Origin of the sequence: Luteimonas sp. MC1572, from assembly GCF_016615815.1 — a bacterium.
GTDB lineage: Bacteria > Pseudomonadota > Gammaproteobacteria > Xanthomonadales > Xanthomonadaceae > Luteimonas.
Map to the genome: position 1 here is coordinate 203457 of NZ_CP067112.1, position 19833 is coordinate 223289.

The window sequence follows — 19833 nt, forward strand, 5'->3', positions numbered from 1 at the left end:
ATTGGTCCCGCGCCGGCCGAATGCCGGAAAGGAGACCGCCATGCTCAGCTACGCCCTGATCTTCATCGTCATCGCCATCATCGCCGCCGTGCTCGGTTTCAGCGGTATCGCCGGTGCCGCCACCAACATCGCCTGGATCCTGTTCGTGGTGTTCCTGGTGCTGGCTGCCGTGTCGTTCTTCCGCGGCCGGAAGGTCTGACCGGCGGGGCCGGTCGGCGCGTGGTGCCGCGGCTTGCCGCCACCGCCCGCCGCCGGCCCGCACCCTTGCCGCGGCGTCGCGCCGTTGCCGCGCGTGCTGCCGCGGTCGCCGATGGCAGGTCGCTACAATGCCGCCATGGCCGAAACCCCGTTCCCGTTCCCCGCCTGGAAGCCGCTCGCCGGCCGTGCCCTCGAAGCCGCGCTGAACCGCGCGCTGGCGCTTGACGACGACACCCGTCGCGACCTGGCGCGACTCGCCGGGCGCAACGTCGCCCTGCACCTGGCGGCACCGCCGCTGGCGCTCGCGATACGCGTCGACGGTGACGCGCTGCGGGTGGGGCCGGTGGAGGCCGACGCACCGGCCGACCTCTCGATCCGCAGCACCCTCGGTGGGCTGCTGGCACAGCTGCCCGCGCTGCTCGGCCGTGGCCGCGACGACCACGCCACGCCCAGCGGCCGCCTGCGCATCGAGGGCGATGCCGAGCTGGCACGCGCGCTGCAGCGCATGGCCACGCGCTTCGATCCGGACTGGCAGCGGCCGTTTGTCGCGGCGTTCGGCGAGGTCATGGGCGTGCAGGTCGCCAATGCCGTGGCCGCGGCGCTGAAGGGCGCGCGCAGTGCCGGCGCCAACCTCGCCGGCAGCGCCGCCGAGTACGTGGTCGAGGAATCGCGCGACGTCATCGGCCGCGACGAGCTCGACGCCTTCCACGACGACGTCGACGCGATCCGCGACGATGTCGAGCGCCTGGCCGCGCGCGTCGCGCGCCTCGGGCGCGGCAGCGGGGTGCGTGCATGAAGACGGCGCTCCGCGCGCTCGGCATCGGCCGCGTGCTGCTGCGCTATCGCCTCGATGAAATGCTGGACGGCACGCCGGCCGAACGCTGGCTGCGGCTGATGCGGCCGTTCGTGCCGAGTGCCTCCCCCGAGATCGCGGCGCTGCCGCGCGGCGCGCGCCTGCGCCTGGTGCTCGAGGAGCTGGGGCCGATCTTCGTCAAGTTCGGGCAGATTCTTTCCACGCGACGCGACCTGATCCCGCCCGACGTCGCCGACCAGCTGGCGCTGCTGCAGGACCAGGTGGCGCCGTTCGACGGCGTCGTCGCGCGCGCCATCGTCGAACGCGCGCTGGGCCGCAGCATCGACGAGGCCTACGCCAGCTTCGACACGCGCCCGCTGGCTTCCGCGTCGATCGCCCAGGTGCATGCGGCAACCCTGCACGCGGTCGACGGCGCCGCGCCGCGCGAGGTGGTGGTGAAGGTGCTGCGCCCCGACATCGAGGCGCGGATCGCGGGCGACGTCGCGCTGCTCAAGCGCATCGCCGCGCTGGTCGACCGCTCGCATCCGCGCGCCGACAAGATCCGCCCGCGCGAGATCGTGGCCGAGGTCGAGTCCACGCTCGCGGCCGAGCTCGACCTGCAGCGCGAAGGCGCCAACGCGTCGGTGCTGCGTCGCAACTGGCTTGGTTCGCCCGACCTGTACGTGCCGGAGCCGGTGTGGAGCCACAGCGCCGAGCGCGCGCTGACGCTGGAGCGCGTGCGCGGCATTCCGAGCGACGACATCGCCGCGATCGACGCGGCCGGCATCGACCGCAAGGCGCTCGCCGCCAAGGGCGTGCGCGTGTTCTACACGCAGGTGTTCCGCGACAACTTCTTCCACGCCGATGCACATGCCGGCAATATCTGGGTCGACAACGACCCGGCGCGCATCGCCAATCCGCGCTTCATCGCGCTGGATTTCGGGATCATGGGACAGCTCTCCAGCGAGGACCAGTATTACCTCGCCGAGAACTTCATGGCGATCTTCAACCGCGACTACCGGCGCATCGCCGAGCTGCACGTGCAGGCCGGCTGGATGCCGTCGCACCTGCGCATCGACGAGCTGGAGGCCGCGGTGCGCGGCGTGTGCGAGCCGTACTTCACCCGGCCGCTGTCGGAGATCTCGCTGGGCGAGGTGCTGCTGAAGCTGTTCCGCACCGCGCAGCGCTTCGAGCTCACCCTGCAGCCGCAGCTGATCCTGCTGCAGAAGACCCTGCTCAACATCGAAGGGGTCGGCCGCCAGCTCGACCCGAAGATCGACATCTGGGCGGTGGCGCGGCCGGTACTGGAGCGCATCCTGGCCGAGCGCTACAGCCCTCAGCGGCTGGCCCGCGAGTTCCGCAAGCGCCTGCCGGAGATGGTCACCCACGCGCCGGACATGCCGCGCCTGCTGCACGCCTGGCTGCAGCAGCAGGTCGAAGGCCGCCACCAGCTGTCGATGCGCTCCGAGGACATCGGCCAGCTGGTGCAGGTGATGGCCGCGATGCAGCGGCGCACGGTGTCGGCCATCGTCGGCGCAGGCCTGCTGCTTGTCGCCAGCGTGCTGTATGCGCTTGAAGCCGGCGGCCCCGCGCTGATGTCGGTGCCCGTGGCAGCGTGGGTGGCGGGCGTGGCCGGCCTGTGGGGATTGTTCGCGGCCTGGCCGCGGCGCTGATCCGCCGCGGCCGGGCAGCCCTTGGGTCAGCGGCCCTGGAAGCGGTATTCGGCGCCGAGCCAGACCGTGTCGACGTCGTAGGCGTCGCCAACGTCGTGGAGCCGTTCCCATTCCAGGCGCAGCGTCCAGGGCGCGTCGAAATGGAAGCGGGCGCCGACGCCGTAGGTCTCCGTCGAATCGTTCCTCGAATACGTGGCCGAGCCGAGCATGTTGGACGAGCCGACGTCGTAGCCCGCGCGCGCATAGCCCAGTCGGGCGAACAGTTCGAACTGTCGTCCGAGCGGAAGGAGTCCCAGCATCGCCACGTCCCAGCGATCATTGGCCAGCGAGTAGTGGGTGACCGCACTTTCGGGCGCGCAGAGCTCGATGCAACTGCCGAAGGACCACGCGATCTCACCGAGGTCGGCATAGCTGGCCTCGACGGCGAGGTAGCGGTTGAACCGGTAACCGCCGCGCAGCGAATAGGCGGTGTCGTCGCGGTCGTAGCCCTCGACGTCGGCATTGCCCACGCTGGCTCCGACGTAAGCGCCGCCACTGCCTGCATCCTGGGCATGGGCGCCCGGGGCAAGTGCGAGAAGGAGAACAGCAGGTGCGAACATCCTGAACGAACTGCAGTGCATGGCGACCTCCATGTGATGATGGCCTGATGAAGACGCCCGCCCATTTCCCCGCGGCGCCCGCTGACACGGCTGCGCCGGTCCCCGTTGCAGGGCGTCTCGCGGCACTCTATCAAGAGCCGGGCTTCGCGGTGATCGACAAGCCCGCCGGGCTGATGGTCCACGACAGCAAGCTCGCGCGCGGCGAGACCGACTTTGCCGCCGACCGCCTGCGCGAACAGTTCGGCCGCCCGATCCACCTGGTGCACCGCCTCGACCGCGCCACCAGCGGCTGCCTGCTGTTGGCGTTCGATCGCGAGACCGCGTCGCTGCTCGGCAAGTCGCTGATGGCCGGTGGCCTCGACAAGGGCTATCTCGCGGTGTGCCGCGGCTGGCCGGCCGAGGCCTTGTTCGAAGTCGACCATGCGCTCGATGGCGGTCCCGGCAAGCCGCAGAAGAAGCCGGCGGTGACGCGCTTCGAGCGCCTGGCAACGGCGGAGCTGGCGCTGCCGTCGGCCGGCTTCGAGACCTCGCGCTACGCGCTGCTGCGCGCCTGGCCGCAGACCGGGCGCTTCCGCCAGATCCGCCGCCACCTCAAGCACCTGTCGCACCACCTGATCGGCGACACCAGCCACGGCGACGGCCGCCACAACCGCAGCTTCCGCATGCTCGGCATCCACCGCATGCTGCTGCACGCGGAACGGTTGTCGTTTCCGCACCCGCACGATCCCGCGAGGCGCGTCGACGTGGTGGCGCCACCGGACGCGGAGTTCATGCGCGCACTGGCCCTGTTCGAACCACCGCACGCGTAGGCCACGGCAGTGGCGCGCCGTACAATCCGCGCCGACACGCCATGACCACGACGCCTGCCATCGCCATCCCCGAAGACGAGATCGTCGAACGCTTCGTGCGCGCGTCGGGCCCCGGCGGGCAGAATGTCAACAAGGTGTCGACCGCGGTCGAGCTGCGCTTCGACATCGCCAATTCGCCCACGCTGCCCGAGCCTGTGCGCGAGCGCCTGCTCGCGCGTCGCGACCGCCGCGTCACCCTCGACGGCGTGCTGGTGATCAACGCGCAGCGCTTCCGCACCCAGGAGCGCAACCGCGAGGATGCGCGCGAGCGCCTGGCGGCGTTCATCGCGGCCGGCACGCACGTCCCCAAGCCGCGCGTCGCCACGCGTCCGAGCCGCGCCGCCAAGGCCCGGCGGATGGATGACAAGCGTGAGCGGAGTACGATCAAGCGGGGCCGCACCGGGCGCGGCTGGGACTGACGGGGGCGAGCGCGGGATGCCTGCAGGCGTGAACGACATCGTGCCGGCGCTGCCGCCGAACGCGCCGCGGGTCCGGCACAACCGCTTCACCCGCTGGTTCGGACGCACGGTGCTGCGGCTCGGCGGCTGGCGCATGGTCGGTGAGTTCCCCGACGTACCGCGGCTGGTGCTGATCGCCGCACCGCATTCGTCGAACTGGGACGGCGTGTGGGGCTTTGCCGCCAAGCTCGCGATGGGCCTCGACATCCGCATCATCGGCAAGCGCGAGCTGTTCTGGTGGCCGCTGGGGTCGCTGCTGCGCGCGCTCGGCGTGACCGCGGTCGATCGCAACGTGTCGTCCGGCGTGGTGGAGCAGGTCGTCGCGCTGATCTGCGGCAGCGAGCGCTTCTGGTTCGGGCTGGCGCCGGAGGGCACGCGCAAGCCGGTGGAACACTGGAAGCGCGGCTTCCTGAAGATCGCCCGCGCCGCCGACGTGCCGGTGCTGCCGGCGTACTTCCACTACCCGGACCGGGTCATCGGCATCGGCCCGCTGTTCCACGTCGGCGATGACGAAGACGCCGACATGCGCCGCATCCGCGAGTGGTACCGGCCGTGGCAGGGACGCAACCGCGGCACGCAGTGAGCCCCGGCGCCTGCCGGCCCTCACTCAGCGTTCCGAATGCCCTCCCTCGTCGTGCCCGCGGCGCACGAACAGGTCCGGCTGGATCAGGTCCATGAACGCACGCGCCTGCGGCGACAGCAGCTTGCCTTTGCGCACCACCACGCCGTAGCTGCGCGCCGGAAACCACGCGTCGAGCGGGCGGATCGCGAGCCGCTGGTGGTCGTCCGCGTCCAGGCAGATCGAGCTGACGATGGAGATGCCCATGCCCATCGCCACGTACTGCTTGATCACCTCCCAGCCGCCGACCTCCAGCGACACCGTGTACGGCACGCGTGCCTGGTGGAACACCAGGTCGACCAGCCGCCAGGTGATCTGGCGCTGCGGCGGCAGGATCAGTCCGTATTTCGAGATGTCGGCCAGCGACAGGCGCGGGATGGACGCCAGCGGGTGGTCGCGCGGCGTGATCAGCATCGGGGTGAACGAATACACCGGCACGTAGCCGAGGTCCGCGGGCACGTCGAGCATCGAGCCGACGACCAGTTCCACCGTGTCGGCGCGCAGCAGGTCGGTGCCGTCGGCGCTGATGGTGTTGTGCAGGCGCAGGCGCACTTCGGGGTGCTGGCGGCGGAACGCTTCGACGATCCGCGGCAGCAGGTAGAGGATGGTCGAGCTGTTGGCGGCGATCTCGAGCTCGCCGGCATCCATGCCCGCCAGCTGGCGGCGGAACGCTCCCGGCAGGGCATCGAGGCCTTCGACAAGAGGGCGGGCGAGTTCGTACAGCGCCTCGCCCTCGCGGGTGGGCAGCAGCCGGCGGCCACTGCGCTCGAACAGGCGCACGCCAAGTTCCCGCTCCAGGGCCTGCAGCTGCTGGGTCACGGCGGGCTGGCTGACATACAGCGCCTCTGCCGCGCGTGAGACCGAGCCCAGGCGGATGACCTGGCAGAAGGCGCGCAGCGGCTTCAGGCGGTCGCCCTTGTAGCTGAAGCGGCGCAGTGGCGCGGTGTCTGGCACTAGGTCGTCCTTGTCTATAACGCAAAGTTATAGATCGCATTGCTATTCCTGCTTTGTCAAATACTTCCTGCCGGGCAATGGTTCACGCCCCCGTTTGCACAGGAGCCGCCATGTCCGCAGTCCTCCACCCCGTCGTGCCGGCGCCGGCTGTCGTCAGCGCCAGCGTGGCCCCGGCGCCCGATGTCCTGGGCGGCGACGCGCTGGCCTTCCTCGCGGACCTGCACCACCGCTTCGAGTCGGAGCGCCTGGGGCGGCTGGCCGCGCGCCGGGAGCGCCAGGCGGGGTTCGACGACGGGGCGCTGCCCGACTTCCGTGCCGATACCCGCGCCATCCGCGCCGGCGACTGGCGCGTGGTGCCCCTGCCGCCCGTGCTGCAGGACCGGCGCGTCGAGATCACCGGGCCGGTCGACGCGAAGATGGTGATCAACGCGCTGAACTCCGGCGCCAGCTGCTACATGGCGGACTTCGAGGATTCCACCTCGCCGACCTGGGACAACCTGGTGGCCGGCCAGCGCGCGCTGCGCGCGGCGGTGGCGGGCGACCTCGAATTCACCAGCGACGCCGGCAAGGCGTACCGGCTCAAACCGGAGGCGGAGCGCGCGGTGCTGATGGTGCGCCCGCGCGGCTGGCACCTCGACGAGAAGCACGTGGCCGTCGACGGTGCCCGGATCAGCGCCAGCCTGTTCGATGCCGGGCTGTTCTGCTTCCACAACGCCGCCGCGCTCGCCGCCGCGGACCGCGGCCCCTACCTGTACCTGCCCAAGCTGGAGTCGATGGAGGAGGCGCGGCTGTGGGACGACGTGCTGGCGCATGTCGAGGACGTGCTGGGCCTGGCGCCGGGGCAGGTCAAGGTGACGGTGCTGATCGAAACGCTGCCGGCGGTGTTCGAGATGGACGAGATCCTGCATGCGCTGCGCGGGCGCATCGCCGGACTCAACTGCGGGCGCTGGGACTACATTTTTTCCTACATCAAGACCTTCCGCCGCCACCGCGACCGGGTGCTGCCGGAACGCGGCCAGGTGACCATGGCCGCGCCGTTCCTGAAGGCCTACTCCGAGCTGCTGATCCGCACCTGCCACCGCCGCGGCGCGCACGCGATGGGCGGCATGGCGGCGCAGGTGCCGGTGGCCGGCGATCCGGTTGCCAACGAGGCGGCGATGGAGCGCGTGCGCGCCGACAAGCTGCGTGAGGCGTCGGCCGGGCATGACGGCACCTGGGTGGCGCATCCGGCGCTGGTGCCGATCGCGCGCGGCATCTTCGACGCGGCGATGCCCGGTGCCAACCAGCACCACGTGCTGCGCGGGGATGCCGGCGCCGACCGCGACGCGCTGCTCGCCGCACCCACCGGCACCATCACCCGCAAGGGCTTCGAGGGCAATGTCGAGGTGTGCGTGCGTTATCTCGCCGCATGGCTCGACGGCAACGGCTGCGTACCGATCCACTGGCTGATGGAAGACGCCGCCACCGCCGAGATCGCGCGCGCGCAGCTGTGGCAGTGGCTGCACCACGGCGACGGTGGCGACGTCCACGGCGTGCGCCCGCTGCTGCACCTGCACGACGGCGATGCCATCGACTTCGCGCTGCTGGAATGCGCGCTGCTCAACCTGCCATCGCGCCTCGCCGCGGAGCCCATGCCCGGTGCCGGCCGCGTGCACGAGGCCATCGCGTTGCTCGAGGAACTCACGCGCGCCGACGAGCTCGCCGCGTTCCTGACCCTGCCTGCCTACGAACGTCTTTCCTGATCTCCCGACCCCCGTTTGACCCCCCCCACGATCGCCAGCTGCGATCCCCACGTAAAGGACTTGCCATGACCACGATGCCAACCGCCCAGGACATGCAGCGCGACTGGGACAGCAACCCGCGCTGGGCCGGGATCACCCGCAACTACACCGCTGCCGACGTCGTGCGCCTGCGCGGCACGGTCAAGGTCGAACACTCGCTGGCGCGCCTGGGCGCGGAAAAGCTGTGGACGTCGCTGCACGAAAGCGACTTCGTCAACGCGCTGGGCGCGCTCACCGGCAACCAGGCCATGCAGCAGGTCAAGGCCGGGCTGAAGGCGATCTACCTGAGCGGCTGGCAGGTGGCGGCCGACGCCAACCTCGCCGGGCAGATGTACCCCGACCAGTCGCTGTACCCGGCGGACTCGGTGCCGTCGGTGGTCAAGCGCATCAACAACGCGCTGCTGCGCGCCGACCAGCTGCACCATGCCGAAGGCAATGACGACATCGACTTCCTGCAGCCGATCGTGGCCGATGCCGAGGCCGGATTCGGCGGCGTGCTCAACGCCTTCGAGCTGATGAAGGCGATGATCGAGGCGGGTGCCGCCGGCGTGCATTTCGAGGACCAGCTGGCGTCGGTGAAGAAGTGCGGGCACATGGGCGGCAAGGTGCTGGTGCCGACGCGCGAGGCGGTGGAGAAACTCAACGCCGCGCGCCTCGCCGCCGATGTCATGGGCGTGCCGACGCTGATCGTGGCACGCACCGATGCCGAAGCCGCGGACCTGCTGACATCGGACGTCGACGACAACGATGCGCCGTTCACCACCGGCGAACGCACCGTGGAAGGCTTCTACAAGACGCGCAACGGCCTGGACCAGGCGATCAGCCGCGGCCTGGCCTACGCGCCGTACGCGGACCTGGTGTGGTGCGAGACCGGCAAGCCGGATCTCGAGTTCGCGCGGAAGTTCGCCGAGGCGATCCACGCGAAGTACCCCGGCAAGCTGCTCGCCTACAACTGCTCGCCGAGCTTCAACTGGAAGAAGAACCTCGACGACGCCACCATCGCCACGTTCCAGCACGAACTCGCGCGGCTTGGCTACAGGTTCCAGTTCATCACCCTGGCGGGCTTCCATGCGCTCAACTACTCGATGTTCAACCTCGCGCACGGCTATGCGCGGCGCAACATGAGCGCGTTCGTGGAGCTGCAGGAGGCGGAGTTCGCCGCCGCCGACCGCGGCTTCACCGCGGTCAAGCACCAGCGCGAGGTCGGCACCGGCTACTTCGACGCGGTCACCCAGGCGATCCAGCAGGGCCAGTCGTCGACCACCGCGCTCAGCGGCTCGACCGAGGAAGAGCAGTTCCAGCAGGAGGTGGTGGCCGCCTGAGGCCGCGCCACCGGGTCAGGTCGCGGCAGTGGAGGCCCGCTGCCGCGACGCTTCGCGGCCGTCGTGGCCGCTACCATCGCACCCGCGGCATCACGCGGCCTGCGCCACGCCGCGATCCACGCGCCGGTAGCCGAGCGCTTCGGCCAGGTGGTCGCTGGCGATCGCATCGCTCGCGGCGAGGTCGGCGATGGTGCGCGCCACGCGCAGGATGCGGTGCATGGCGCGGGCCGAGAGCTGCAGCGCGTCGATCGCCCGCTCCAGCAACGCCTGGTCGCGCGGCGCCAGACGGCAGTGCGCGGCGGTGCCGGCCTGGTCGAGGTGGGCGTTGAGGCAGCCGGCGCGCGCGAGCTGCAGGGCACGCGCGGCACACACCCGGTCGCGGACCGCCGTGCTGGATTCGCCCGCCACGGCATCGGGGCGCAGCTCGGCCGGCGCGACCCGCGGCACGTCGACGTGCAGGTCGATGCGGTCGAGCAGGGGGCCGGAAATTCGCATGCGGTAGCGCTGCACGACATCCGCCGTACACAGGCAGCGGCCGGAGACGTCGCCGGCCCAGCCGCAGGGGCAGGGGTTCATGGCCGCCACCAGCTGGAAGCGCGCCGGGAAATCGCTCTGCCGCGCCGCGCGCGACACCGTGACCGTCCCCGACTCCAGCGGCTCGCGCAGCACCTCGAGCGCCTGGCGGCTCCATTCGGGCAACTCGTCCAGGAACAGCACGCCGTGGTGGGCCAGCGAGATCTCGCCGGGCCGTGGCTCGCTACCGCCACCGACCAGCGCGACCGCGCTGGCGGTGTGGTGCGGCGCGCGGAACGGGCGCTGCCGCCAGCGCGCGGGATCGATGCCGCGCCCGCTGACCGAGGCGATCGCCGCCGCCTCGAGCGCCTCGGCCTCGCTCGCTTCGGGCAGCAGCCCGGGCAGGCGCGAGGCCAGCAGGGTCTTGCCGCAGCCGGGGCTTCCCACCAGCAGGAGGTGATGGCCACCCGCGGCGGCGACCTCGAGTGCGCGCCGCGCGTGCAGCTGGCCGCGCACGTCGGCAAGGTCGGGCGGCATGGCCGCGACCACCGGTGCGGCGCAGGCGCGCGGCAGCGGCCGCTCGCCGGTGAGGTGCGCGCAGACCTCCGACAGGGTGCGCGCCACGCGCACGTCCACGTTGCGCGCCAGTGCGGCCTCGGCGCCGTTGTCGGCCGGCACCACCAGCACGCGCCCGGCCTCGCCGCAGGCGAGTGCCGCGGGCAGCACGCCGTCGATCGCGCGCAGCTCGCCGCTGAGGCCGAGCTCGCCGAGGAATTCGTGGCCGGCCAGCGCGGTACGCGGCAGCTGGTCGCTGGCGGCGAGGATGCCGAGCGCGATCGGCAGGTCGAAGCGGCCGCCGCCCTTGGGCAGGTCCGCGGGGGCGAGGTTGACCGTGGTGACCCGCGGCGGGAACTCGTACTGTGCGCAGCGGATGGCGGCGCGCACGCGGTCCTTGGACTCGCGCACCGTGGCCTGCGGCAGGCCGACCATGCTCATGCGCGGCAGGCCGCCGCTCATGTACACCTCGATGGTCACTTCCGGCGCGCGCACGCCGGCGCGTGCACGCCCGTGCACGATGGCGAGCCCGGCCATGGCGGGTGGCTCAGTGCGGAACGTGGGTGCCGGGCAGCGTGCCGCCCGGCGTGGCCTGCGCGGCCTCGGCTTCCAGGCGCGCGACCTGCGCCTGCAGCGCGTCGAGCTTCTCGCGCGTGCGCAGCAGCACCGCGCGCTGCACCTCGAACTCCTCGCGGGTCACCAGTTCGAGCCGCGACAGCCCGGCCTGCAGCACCGACTTGAAGTTCTCCTGCATTTCCTCGCGGCCTTCGCGCAGGCCCGGCGGTACGAGGCTGCCAAGGCGGCGGGCAAGGTCGTCGATGTGGCTGAGGTCGATCATGGTGGTCTCCGGTGGTGCCTGCATCCTGGTCCGGACGCCGGCGGCGCGCAGTCGGCCCGGGCCGCGCGGGTGGGTGGGTGGGTGAATCCCCGGTCGCGTTATGCTGCGCGCAGTGAAAGGGGAGAGTGCGTGATGAAGATGGTCATGGCGATCATCAAGCCGTTCAAGCTCGACGACGTGCGCGAAGCGCTGTCGGAGGCCGGCGTGGCCGGCATCACGGTCACCGAGGTGAAAGGCTTCGGCCGCCAGAAGGGCCACACCGAGCTGTACCGCGGCGCCGAGTACGTGGTCGACTTCCTGCCCAAGATCAAGCTCGAGGTCGCGGTGAGCGACGAGCAGGCCGAACTGGTCACCGAAGCGATCCTGAAAGCAGCCGGCACCGGCAAGATCGGTGACGGCAAGGTGTTCGTGTACGACCTGGAGCGCGTGGTGCGCATCCGCACCGGCGAGATCGACGGCGACGCGCTCTAGGCGCGCCTCCGCCGCATGGGCGCGCGCGAGCGGCGCGCGCCGAACCCCTCAGCCCAGGGCTTCGGCCACGAACGGCGGCAGCACCTGCGCGGCCTTGTGGATGTCGGCGCTGTAGTACTTCGCGGCGAACGCCTTGGCGCGTGCGTCGGCTTCGCGGAAATCGAAGCCGCGCCCGCCCTTGCGCGCCAGCGTGCAGCTCCACCAGCCGGTCGGGTAGCACGGCTGCGGGAACGGCAGGGTCTGGAAGCTGTCGAAGCCGGCCTTGCCCATTTCTGCGCGGATGTCCTTGATGAGATCGAGGAGCACCAGCGGCGACTCCGACTGCTGCACCAGGATGCCGTCGTCCTTGAGCGCGCGGAAGCAGCTCTCGAAAAAGGCCTGGTTGAACAGGCCCACGGCCGGGCCGACCGGGTCGGTCGCGTCCACGATCACCACGTCCAGGCTGCCCGGAGCACAGTTCGCCATCCAGGCGATGCCGTCGTCGAACATCACCTCGGCGCGCGGATCGGCGTTGGATTCGCACAGTTCGGGGAAATACTTCTCCGCCATGCGCGTGACCTGCTCGTCGATGTCGCACTGCACCGCCTTCGCAACGCCCGGGTGCTTCAGCACCTCGCGCAGCGTGCCGCAGTCGCCGCCGCCGATGATCACCACCTGCTTCGGATCGGCATGCGTGAAGAGCGCCGGGTGCGACATCATCTCGTGGTAGAGGAAGTTGTCGCGCGAGGTCAGCATCATCGCGCCGTCGATCAGCATGACGTTGCCCCAGTCGGTCGACTCGAAGATCTCGATCTTCTGGAACGGCGACTGCACCTCGTCGAGCTTGCGCGTGACGCGGAAGCCGATCGCGGAGCCGGAGGGTTCGAAGTTCTCGTAAAGCCAGTGCGGGGCGCTCATGGGGACGTCCGGAATGCGGGGGCGTGGAAGCCGCGCATTGTAGCAACCGTGCCCGGAGCAGCCCGGCGGCTGCGCCGGCCGCATCGCCATCGTCAATGGGGCGCGCGGCCGCGGGCGTTAGAATGCGCGCCTCCACCACGCTTCCGGATTGCCGCCCATGACCGCCTGGTCCATCGACCAAGCCCGCAAGACCTATTCGATCCCGCACTGGTCCTCGGGCTACTTCGACGCCGACGACGCCGGCCGCGTGGTGGTGCGTCCGCGCGGCGCCGGCGGCCCCACGGTCGTGCTGCCCGACGTGATCGACGCGGCACTCGCCCAGGGCGCCAACCTGCCGATGCTGGTGCGGTTCCCGGACGTGCTCGGCGACCGGCTCGGCAAGCTGCAGGCGGCGTTCGCGCAGGCGCAGGCCGACTGGGAATACGGCGGCGGCTACACCGCGGTCTATCCGATCAAGGTCAACCAGCACCAGGGCGTCGCCGGCACGCTGGCGTCGCACGCCGGCGAGGGCTTCGGCCTGGAAGCCGGCAGCAAGCCCGAGCTGATGGCGGTGCTTGCCTTGTCGCGTCCCGGGGGCCTGGTGATCTGCAACGGCTACAAGGACCGCGAGTACATCCGCCTGGCACTGATCGGCCGCAAGCTCGGCATCAATACCTTCATCGTGGTGGAAAAGCCGTCCGAGCTGCGCCTGGTGATGGAAGAGTCGAAGGCGCTGGGCGTCGCGCCGGTGCTCGGCGTGCGCATGCGCCTGGCCTCGCTGGGCGCGGGCAAGTGGCAGAACTCCGGCGGCGACAAGGCCAAGTTCGGCCTCAGCCCGCGGCAGCTGCTCGACCTGTGGAAGACGCTGCGCGACGCCGGCCACGGCGACGCGCTGAAGCTGCTGCACTTCCACATGGGCTCGCAGATCTCCAACGTGCGCGACATCGCGCGCGGCATGCGCGAGGCGACGCGCTACTTCGTGGAGCTGTCGCAGCTGGGCGCGGTGATCGACTATGTCGACGTCGGCGGTGGCCTCGGCATCGACTACGAAGGTACCCGCTCGCGCAGCTACAACTCGGTCAACTACGGCGTGGCGCAGTACGCGTCCAACATCGTGCAGCCGCTGGCCGATGCCTGCACCGAGGCCGGACTCAAGCCGCCGCGCATCGTCACCGAGTGCGGCCGCGCGATGACCGCGCACCACGCGGTGCTGGTGGCCAACGTGTCCGAGGTGGAAGCCGCGCCGGAAGGCCGCGTGCCCGACGCCCACGACGACGAGCCGATGGTCATCCGCCACCTGCGCGAGATCCATGCCGAGCTCGACGCGCGGCCGGCGATCGAGCTGTTGCAGGAGGCGCAGCACTTCCACGCCGAGGGCCTGTCGCTGTACGCGCTGGGCCAGCTCGACCTGGTGCACCGTGCGCGCATCGACGACCTGTTCTACGCCATCGCGCATGCGGTCAAGGCGCGCCTGACGTACGACGAGAAGAGCCACCGCCCGTTCCTCGACGAGCTGAGCGAGCGCCTGGTGGACAAGTATTTCGTCAACTTCAGCGTGTTCGAGTCGATGCCCGACGTGTGGGCGATCGACCAGGTGTTCCCGATCGTGCCGATTGAACGCCTGCACGAGCGGCCCACGCGGCGCGGGATCATCGCCGACCTGACCTGCGACTCAGACGGCAAGATCGACACCTACGTGCAGAACGAGGACCTCGACACCTCGCTGCCGCTGCATGAGCTGCGCGCGGGCGAGTCGTACCGGCTGGGCTTCTTCCTGGTGGGCGCCTACCAGGAGATCCTCGGCGACATCCACAACCTGTTCGGCGACACCGACGTCATCGCGGTGAAGGTGGACGGCGACGGCTACGCGATCGCGCAGCAGCGCCGCGGCGACACCACCGACGTCATGCTCGACTACGTCGGCTACAGGCTCGAGGACCTGCGCCAGAGCTATGCCGACAAGGTGGCCGCGGCAGGGCTGCCGGCGGACGAGGCCGCACGCCTGGCCGCGGACCTGGAAGCCGGTCTCACCGGCTACACCTACCTCGACGACACGCCGTAGGACAGCAGGCCTCAGGACTGAGCGCGGAAGCTAGGCTGGCGCCCGCCACGGCGCCGCGACCAGCAGCACGCCGGCCAGCACCAGGGCCGCGCCGGCGATGCGCGTCCAGTCCACGGGTCGTGGCGCCTGCAGAACGCCGAAATGGTCGAGCGCCAGCGACGCGATGACTTGGCCGAGCACCGCCAGGCAGATGGCTGCGGCGGCGCCCACGCGGCCGATCAGCAGGGTGAACACCACCACGTAGACCGCGCCGAGGATGCCGCCCAGCCAGATCCACGGCGGGAAGCGCGCGCCGGGCACCGGGCCGAGCGGCGTGCGCGTGACCAGCAGCCACGCGGCCAGCAGCAGCACGCCGACCAGGAACGACACGAACGCCGTGGCCACCGCGCCGTGCAGGGCCACCGACAGGCGCGCATTGATCAACCCCTGCAGCGGCAGGATCGCGCCGACCAGCACGATCGCCAGCATCGCCAGCCAGGTATTCACGGCGCGGTGCCGCGATGGATCTGCAGGCCGGCCAGCGACTGGCTCACCGGCATCAGCTCGAGGCGGTTGAGGTTGAGGTGCGGCGGCAGGTTCGCGACCCACCACACCTGCTCGGCGATGTCGGCCGCGGTGATCGGTTGCGTGCCGGCGTACAGCGTGTCCGATGCCGCGCGGTCGCCGCCGGTGCGCACCAGGGTGAACTCGGTTTCGGCCAGGCCCGGCTCGACCACCGTCACGCGCACGCCGGTGCCGTGCAGGTCGGAGCGCAGGTTGAGCGAGAACTGGTCGACGAACGCCTTGGTCGCGCCGTACACGTTGCCGCCCGGATACGCGTACAGCCCGGCGATCGAGCCGATGTTGACGATCGTGCCGCGGCGCGCGATGAGCGCGGGCAGCAGGTGGTGGGTCATGGCGACCAGCGCGGTGACGTTGGTGTCGATCATCTGCCGCCACTGGCCGAGGTCGCTGGACTGCGCCGGCGCGGTGCCGAGCGCGAGGCCTGCGTTGTTGACCAGCAGGTCGATGTCGCGGAACGGCGCGGGGATGGCGGCGAGTGCGGCCTGCATGGCGTCCAGGTCGCGGATGTCGAAGGCCGCGGCGTGGATGCGGTCGGCGCCGTGGCGATCGACCAGCGCCTGCAGGCGGTCGGCGCGGCGGCCGGTGGCGATCGCGCGCCAGCCGGCGGTGACGAAGCGTTCGACGATGGCGGCGCCGAAGCCGGCGGTGGCGCCGGTGACCAGCAGGGTTCTGTCCATCGGCGGATTGTAAGCCTCAGCCCTTTGGCGTCGGCCTGGCTGGCTTGCCTGGTGCGGGAGGTGTCTCGGGCGTGGCCGGCTTGTCGCGGCTCGACGACCGGGCTGCGGGCTTGGCCGCCGCGTCGCCCTTCGTGGTTGCTCCGGTCGCTTTCGCAGGCGCCTTGGCCACTGCGCGTTTGCGTGCGGGCGCCGGCTTGGCTGGCACATCCGCGGCGGCCGCGGCCGGCTTGCGCTTGCGACCGGTGGCCGACTTGCCGGCGGTGCGCGATTTGGTGGCGCGATGCTTCTTCAGCATGTCCTCGGCGAGCACGATGTCCTCGGAGAGGATGCCGGCGGCGCGTGCGATCGCGATCCGCGCTTCGGCGCGGTTCTCGTCGGGATTGGCCATCAGCAGTTCGCGGATCGCCTCGCGCAGCGCGGCTTCCGCGTTGCGCTTGAGCTGGATGTCGCTGCCCTGGCGGAACAGCGCCAGCAGCGCGTCCACAACGGGTTTGATGAGTGCGGCTTCGATCGGCATCGCGGATCCTCCAGGGCCTGCACAGCGTGCGCCCTGCCGGTCTCAGCCGCCGCGATCGCGCGCTACTGCGCGCGGATGGCGAGTGCCGGCAGGCCGCCGTTGCCGAGCTTCTGCTTGGCCTCGGCGAGTTCGGACGCAGTGGCGTAGGGCCCCATGCGCACGCGGTACATGGTGCGGCCGTCGATCTGCGCGGGCTCGACGCGCGCGCTGAGGCCCAGCAGCGCGATGCGCGCCTTCAGCGCGTCGGCATCGCCGCTGCTGCCGAACGAGCCCGCCTGGAGGATGTAGCGGACCCCATCGGCGGCGGCGGTCGGTGTGGCGGCGGGGCTGGCCGCGGCCGGGGCAGCCGCGTTGGCGGCGGGCTTCGGCTGCGCGGCGGCGACCGGCGCGGGATCGGCGGCGTCGGGGTTGGGCGCCTGCGCCCGGTCCGGCTGCTGGCCGGCCTTGCGCGCCTGGTCGAGCAGCGCCTGCTGGCGCTGCTGTTCGGCGCGCGCGCTGGCCGCGAGTTCGGCGTCGGTCATGGCGACCTCCTGGCCCGGCAGCAGGGTATAGAAGTCGTACTTCGTCTCCGCCGCCTCGGGCTCCGCCGCGGGCGCGGCACGCCGGCCGGCCGGGGCCGGCGTGTCGGCGGCGACGCTGTCGTCGGCGCCCGAGGTCGCGGGCGCGGGACGTGCGTCGGGATTGGGCCGAGGGCGGAAGAAGCCGTCCTCGCCTTCGGAGCGCAGCAGCTTGGGTGCCGCCATCACCGCCACGATGGTCAGCAGCACGCCGATGATCATCCATGCCCAGCCGGGGAGCGACGCGTTGCCGCCACCGCTGCGACGGGCCTGGGACTTGCCACGCTTGACTGCCACTTACATCGCCTCCGGGGCCTGCACGCCCAGCACGTCGAGTCCGTTCGCCAGCACCTGGCGGGTCGCCAGCGCGAGCGCCAGGCGGCCATCGCGCAGGTCGCCGTCGTCGACCAGGAACTGGTGATCGTTGTAATACGTCTGGAACGCCTGTGCCAGTTCGAGCAGGTACTGCGCCACCAGGTGCGGCTCGAGCAGTTGCCCGGCCACGGCCAGGAGCTCCGGCCAGCGCGAGATCGCGGTGATGAGCGCGTGCGTGGCGGCGCTGTCGAGATCGAGAGGCTGCGCCAGGCCGTTGTCGAGGTTGAACGCCATGCCGCGCTCGTCGAGCTGGCGCAGCAGGCCGCAGATGCGCGCGTGCGAGAGCTGCACGTAGTACACCGGGTTGTCGAGCGACTGGCTGCGGGCCAGGTCGATGTCGAACACCAGCTGCGAGTCCGGCTTGCGCGCCACCAGGAACCAGCGCGTGGCGTCGCGCCCGGCTTCGTCGATCAGGTCGCGCAGCGTGAGGTAGCTGCCGGCGCGCTTGCTCAGCTTCACTTCTTCGCCGCCGCGCATCACGGTGACCATCTGGTGCAGCACGTACTCGGGATAGCCCTGCGGGATGCCGGCATCGAGCGCCTGCAATCCGGCCTTCACCCGCGCGAGCGAACCGTGGTGGTCGGCGCCGAGTTCGGTGATGGCGCGCTCGTAGCCGCGCTGCCACTTGCCGAGGTGGTAGGCGACGTCGGGCACGAAGTAGGTATAGGTGCCGTCGGACTTGCGCATCACGCGGTCCTTGTCGTCACCGAAATCGGTGCTGCGCAGCCACAGCGCGCCGCCGTCCTCGTACGTGTGGCCGGCCGCCACCAGCGCGGCCACGGTCTCCTCGACCTTGCCGTCGGCATACAGCGACGACTCGAGGAAATACACGTCGAAGTCGACGCCGAACGCGGCAAGGTCGCCGTGCTGCTCCTTGCGCAGCCAGGCCACGGCGAAGCGGCGGATGGCGTCGAAGTCGTCGGCGTCGCCGCTGCCGGTGACCACGTGGTCTTCGACATCGACGCTGGCGCGGTCGAGGAAGGCGCGGGCGACGTCGGCGATGTAGTCGCCGCGGTAGCCGGCCTCGGGCCAGCCCGCGTCGTCGGGCGTGAGCCCCTTGGCGCGCGCCTGCACCGAGTGCGCGAGGTTCTCGATCTGCACGCCGGCGTCGTTGTAGTAGTACTCGCGCGCCACCTTCCAGCCGTTGGCGTCGAGCACGCGCGCGATGCAGTCGCCGATCACCGCCGCGCGGCCGTGGCCGACGTGCAGCGGGCCGGTGGGATTGGCCGAGACATATTCCACGCCGGCCACGCGGCCCGCGCCGCTGTCATTCCGGCCGTAGGTGCTGCCTTGCGCATGCACCTCGCGCAGCTGGCGCTGCCAGGCGTCGGGCGCGAGGCGGAAGTTGAGGAAACCCGGGCCGGCGATCTCGACCGCGGCGATATCGCCGCCGGTGGGAATGGCCTCGGCCAGCGCCTGCGCGATCGCGCGCGGATTGCTGCGCGCGGGCTTGGCCAGCACCATCGCCGCGTTGCTCGAGAAGTCGCCGTGCGTGCGGTCCTTGGGCCGCTCGATCACGAATGCGGGCGTGACCAGGTCGGCAGGCAGGGTGCCGCGTTCGCGGAGGATGGCGATGCCCTGGTCGACCAGGGCCTGGAGCTTGGATTTCACGGGGGCGGGCAGCAGGGCAAACGGCCGGCCATTGTACGCGAGCGCCCGGGCGCGGCCGGCCGTGCTTGTGCAGGCCCGGCGCGGCTGCCGCGGGGGGTCAGACCCAGCCGCGCGCCGCCAGCGACACCGGCGCGCCGTCACCGATCACGAAATGGTCGAGCAGGCGCACGTCCACCAGGCGCAAGGCCTGCTTGAGCTGGGAGGTGACCGCGCGGTCGGCGGCACTGGGCTCCGCGCTGCCGCTGGGGTGGTTGTGGCCGACGATTACCGCCGCCGCGTTGTGCGCCAGCGCGCGGCGCACGACCTCGCGCGGGTGCACCTCGGCGCCGTCGACGGTGCCGCGGAACAGCTCCTCGAACGCCAGCGCGCGGTGCCGCGTGTCCAGGAACAGGGCCGCGAACACCTCGCTGGCATGCCCGCGCAGGCGCTGCGCGAAGTAGCGCCCGGCGGCCTGCGGATCGGTGAGCGCCTCGCCGCGCTCCAGGCCCGCAGCCAGGTAGCGCCCGCACAGCTCCAGCGCCGCGGCCAGCTGGCAGGCACTGGCGGGTCCCAGGCCGGGCAGCTTCACCAGCTCGGTGGCCGGCCGCTCCAGCAGCCGGCGCAGCGGGCCGTGGCCCGCCAGCAGCTGGCGCGCGGTGGCCACCGCGTCCAGGCCGCGCACACCGGAGCCGAGGAACAGCGCCAGCAGCTCGGCGTCGGAAAGTACCGCCGCGCCGCGGGCCAGCAGTTTCTCGCGCGGACGCTCGCCGCTGGGCCAGTCGCGGATGTGCATGGGCGTTGCCTCGGAGGATGGTCGTCGGCCGCCGGCGCGGCTGCGGCAGGGGTGGACCGCGGCGGGCAGTGACCGGGGGGTCCGTGCCGACGGCCGACGTGGGGTCATTGCACGCCATCGCGCCCGTTGCCGCCGCCGGCCGGCCATGGTGCTTCGGGTAAGCTGTCCGACCGCTGCCGCGTCAGGACACTCCGAAGGCT

At 71.2% G+C, this 19833-nt stretch carries 21 protein-coding genes; 10 read left to right on the forward strand and 11 right to left on the reverse strand.

What is annotated here, in order from left to right; all coding sequences use genetic code 11:
* Positions 1-40 precede the first annotated feature (40 nt).
* From JGR64_RS00910 to ubiB, 3 genes are all read left to right on the forward strand, one after another.
* Positions 41-199, forward strand: coding sequence for a DUF1328 domain-containing protein (locus JGR64_RS00910; protein ID WP_182823388.1), 159 nt, complete (start codon positions 41-43; stop codon positions 197-199).
* Between the two features lie 135 nt (positions 200-334).
* Positions 335-994: an SCP2 sterol-binding domain-containing protein gene (locus JGR64_RS00915; protein WP_199374633.1), complete on the forward strand. Its 660-nt coding sequence runs from the start codon at positions 335-337 to the stop codon at positions 992-994.
* A complete protein-coding gene (ubiB, locus tag JGR64_RS00920; protein ID WP_199374635.1) occupies positions 991-2664 on the forward strand; it encodes a ubiquinone biosynthesis regulatory protein kinase UbiB in 1674 nt (557 codons plus the stop codon). The genes JGR64_RS00915 and ubiB overlap by 4 nt, the downstream gene beginning before the upstream one ends.
* A gap of 26 nt (positions 2665-2690) precedes the next feature.
* On the opposite strand, the gene JGR64_RS00925 is transcribed toward ubiB, so the two are convergent.
* Positions 2691-3296, reverse strand: a complete 606-nt coding sequence (locus tag JGR64_RS00925) for an outer membrane beta-barrel protein (RefSeq protein WP_343225142.1) — start codon at positions 3294-3296, stop codon at positions 2691-2693.
* 14 nt (positions 3297-3310) lie between these two features.
* Between JGR64_RS00925 and JGR64_RS00930 the strand changes: the two genes are divergently transcribed.
* Genes JGR64_RS00930 through JGR64_RS00940 form a run of 3 tightly spaced genes read left to right on the forward strand, consistent with a single transcriptional unit; the run spans position 3311 to position 5152 of the window.
* On the forward strand, positions 3311-4072 hold the full coding sequence (locus JGR64_RS00930; protein WP_199374639.1) for a pseudouridine synthase: 762 nt from the start codon (positions 3311-3313) through the stop codon (positions 4070-4072).
* A gap of 41 nt (positions 4073-4113) precedes the next feature.
* Complete coding sequence (arfB, locus tag JGR64_RS00935; protein WP_199374641.1) at positions 4114-4530, forward strand: alternative ribosome rescue aminoacyl-tRNA hydrolase ArfB; 417 nt, start codon at positions 4114-4116, stop codon at positions 4528-4530.
* A 28-nt stretch (positions 4531-4558) separates the two neighbouring features.
* Positions 4559-5152, forward strand: coding sequence for a lysophospholipid acyltransferase family protein (locus JGR64_RS00940; RefSeq protein WP_305067918.1), 594 nt, complete (start codon positions 4559-4561; stop codon positions 5150-5152).
* A gap of 24 nt (positions 5153-5176) precedes the next feature.
* Here the strand turns inward: JGR64_RS00940 and JGR64_RS00945 are convergent, their stop codons facing one another.
* A complete protein-coding gene (locus JGR64_RS00945; protein ID WP_234446973.1) occupies positions 5177-6142 on the reverse strand; it encodes a LysR family transcriptional regulator in 966 nt (321 codons plus the stop codon).
* Positions 6143-6252: 110 nt separating this feature from the next.
* Between JGR64_RS00945 and aceB the strand changes: the two genes are divergently transcribed.
* Both aceB and aceA read left to right on the forward strand, forming a co-directional pair.
* Positions 6253-7884 carry a malate synthase A gene (gene aceB, locus JGR64_RS00950; protein WP_199374645.1) on the forward strand — a complete coding sequence of 544 codons (1632 nt, stop codon included), beginning with the start codon at positions 6253-6255 and terminating at the stop codon, positions 7882-7884.
* A 65-nt stretch (positions 7885-7949) separates the two neighbouring features.
* Positions 7950-9245 carry an isocitrate lyase gene (aceA, locus tag JGR64_RS00955; protein ID WP_199374647.1) on the forward strand — a complete coding sequence of 432 codons (1296 nt, stop codon included), beginning with the start codon at positions 7950-7952 and terminating at the stop codon, positions 9243-9245.
* Positions 9246-9335: 90 nt separating this feature from the next.
* On the opposite strand, the gene JGR64_RS00960 is transcribed toward aceA, so the two are convergent.
* Both JGR64_RS00960 and JGR64_RS00965 read right to left on the reverse strand, forming a co-directional pair.
* The gene (locus JGR64_RS00960) at positions 9336-10850 is read right to left on the reverse strand and encodes a YifB family Mg chelatase-like AAA ATPase (protein ID WP_199374649.1); all 1515 of its coding nucleotides are present in this window, start codon (positions 10848-10850) and stop codon (positions 9336-9338) included.
* A gap of 10 nt (positions 10851-10860) precedes the next feature.
* The gene (locus JGR64_RS00965; protein ID WP_199374651.1) at positions 10861-11151 is read right to left on the reverse strand and encodes an accessory factor UbiK family protein; all 291 of its coding nucleotides are present in this window, start codon (positions 11149-11151) and stop codon (positions 10861-10863) included.
* A 132-nt stretch (positions 11152-11283) separates the two neighbouring features.
* On the opposite strand from JGR64_RS00965, the gene JGR64_RS00970 reads away from it, so the two are divergent.
* Positions 11284-11622: a P-II family nitrogen regulator gene (locus JGR64_RS00970; protein WP_182823362.1), complete on the forward strand. Its 339-nt coding sequence runs from the start codon at positions 11284-11286 to the stop codon at positions 11620-11622.
* Between the two features lie 48 nt (positions 11623-11670).
* On the opposite strand, the gene speE is transcribed toward JGR64_RS00970, so the two are convergent.
* Positions 11671-12519: a polyamine aminopropyltransferase gene (gene speE / locus JGR64_RS00975; RefSeq protein ID WP_199374653.1), complete on the reverse strand. Its 849-nt coding sequence runs from the start codon at positions 12517-12519 to the stop codon at positions 11671-11673.
* Positions 12520-12676: 157 nt separating this feature from the next.
* On the opposite strand from speE, the gene speA reads away from it, so the two are divergent.
* Positions 12677-14560: an arginine decarboxylase gene (gene speA, locus JGR64_RS00980; protein ID WP_199374655.1), complete on the forward strand. Its 1884-nt coding sequence runs from the start codon at positions 12677-12679 to the stop codon at positions 14558-14560.
* A 30-nt stretch (positions 14561-14590) separates the two neighbouring features.
* On the opposite strand, the gene JGR64_RS00985 is transcribed toward speA, so the two are convergent.
* The 6 genes from JGR64_RS00985 to radC form a co-directional block, all read right to left on the reverse strand.
* Positions 14591-15046 (reverse strand): DMT family transporter, encoded by a 456-nt coding sequence (locus JGR64_RS00985; RefSeq protein ID WP_199374657.1) that lies wholly within the window; start codon positions 15044-15046, stop codon positions 14591-14593.
* Complete coding sequence (locus tag JGR64_RS00990) at positions 15043-15801, reverse strand: SDR family NAD(P)-dependent oxidoreductase (protein WP_199374659.1); 759 nt, start codon at positions 15799-15801, stop codon at positions 15043-15045. The genes JGR64_RS00985 and JGR64_RS00990 overlap by 4 nt, the downstream gene beginning before the upstream one ends.
* A gap of 16 nt (positions 15802-15817) precedes the next feature.
* Positions 15818-16318 (reverse strand): hypothetical protein, encoded by a 501-nt coding sequence (locus tag JGR64_RS00995; protein ID WP_199374661.1) that lies wholly within the window; start codon positions 16316-16318, stop codon positions 15818-15820.
* Positions 16319-16380: 62 nt separating this feature from the next.
* The gene (locus tag JGR64_RS01000; RefSeq protein ID WP_199374663.1) at positions 16381-17172 is read right to left on the reverse strand and encodes an SPOR domain-containing protein; all 792 of its coding nucleotides are present in this window, start codon (positions 17170-17172) and stop codon (positions 16381-16383) included.
* The gene (argS, locus tag JGR64_RS01005; protein ID WP_199374665.1) at positions 17173-18861 is read right to left on the reverse strand and encodes an arginine--tRNA ligase; all 1689 of its coding nucleotides are present in this window, start codon (positions 18859-18861) and stop codon (positions 17173-17175) included.
* A gap of 97 nt (positions 18862-18958) precedes the next feature.
* Positions 18959-19633 carry a DNA repair protein RadC gene (gene radC, locus JGR64_RS01010; RefSeq protein WP_199374667.1) on the reverse strand — a complete coding sequence of 225 codons (675 nt, stop codon included), beginning with the start codon at positions 19631-19633 and terminating at the stop codon, positions 18959-18961.
* Between the last annotated feature and the right edge of the window lie 200 nt (positions 19634-19833).

Bases quoted from the DNA above. Each gene is read 5' to 3' on its own strand.
- JGR64_RS00910 (WP_182823388.1), top strand. From the start codon at position 41: ATGCTCAGCTACGCCCTGATCTTCATCGTCATCGCCATCATCGCCGCC.
- JGR64_RS00915 (WP_199374633.1), top strand. From the start codon at position 335: ATGGCCGAAACCCCGTTCCCGTTCCCCGCCTGGAAGCCGCTCGCCGGC.
- ubiB (WP_199374635.1), top strand. From the start codon at position 991: ATGAAGACGGCGCTCCGCGCGCTCGGCATCGGCCGCGTGCTGCTGCGC.
- JGR64_RS00925 (WP_343225142.1), bottom strand. From the start codon at position 3,296: ATGGAGGTCGCCATGCACTGCAGTTCGTTCAGGATGTTCGCACCTGCT.
- JGR64_RS00930 (WP_199374639.1), top strand. From the start codon at position 3,311: ATGAAGACGCCCGCCCATTTCCCCGCGGCGCCCGCTGACACGGCTGCG.
- arfB (WP_199374641.1), top strand. From the start codon at position 4,114: ATGACCACGACGCCTGCCATCGCCATCCCCGAAGACGAGATCGTCGAA.
- aceB (WP_199374645.1), top strand. From the start codon at position 6,253: ATGTCCGCAGTCCTCCACCCCGTCGTGCCGGCGCCGGCTGTCGTCAGC.
- aceA (WP_199374647.1), top strand. From the start codon at position 7,950: ATGACCACGATGCCAACCGCCCAGGACATGCAGCGCGACTGGGACAGC.
- JGR64_RS00960 (WP_199374649.1), bottom strand. From the start codon at position 10,850: ATGGCCGGGCTCGCCATCGTGCACGGGCGTGCACGCGCCGGCGTGCGC.
- JGR64_RS00965 (WP_199374651.1), bottom strand. From the start codon at position 11,151: ATGATCGACCTCAGCCACATCGACGACCTTGCCCGCCGCCTTGGCAGC.
- JGR64_RS00970 (WP_182823362.1), top strand. From the start codon at position 11,284: ATGAAGATGGTCATGGCGATCATCAAGCCGTTCAAGCTCGACGACGTG.
- speE (WP_199374653.1), bottom strand. From the start codon at position 12,519: ATGAGCGCCCCGCACTGGCTTTACGAGAACTTCGAACCCTCCGGCTCC.
- speA (WP_199374655.1), top strand. From the start codon at position 12,677: ATGACCGCCTGGTCCATCGACCAAGCCCGCAAGACCTATTCGATCCCG.
- JGR64_RS00990 (WP_199374659.1), bottom strand. From the start codon at position 15,801: ATGGACAGAACCCTGCTGGTCACCGGCGCCACCGCCGGCTTCGGCGCC.
- JGR64_RS00995 (WP_199374661.1), bottom strand. From the start codon at position 16,318: ATGCCGATCGAAGCCGCACTCATCAAACCCGTTGTGGACGCGCTGCTG.
- radC (WP_199374667.1), bottom strand. From the start codon at position 19,633: ATGCACATCCGCGACTGGCCCAGCGGCGAGCGTCCGCGCGAGAAACTG.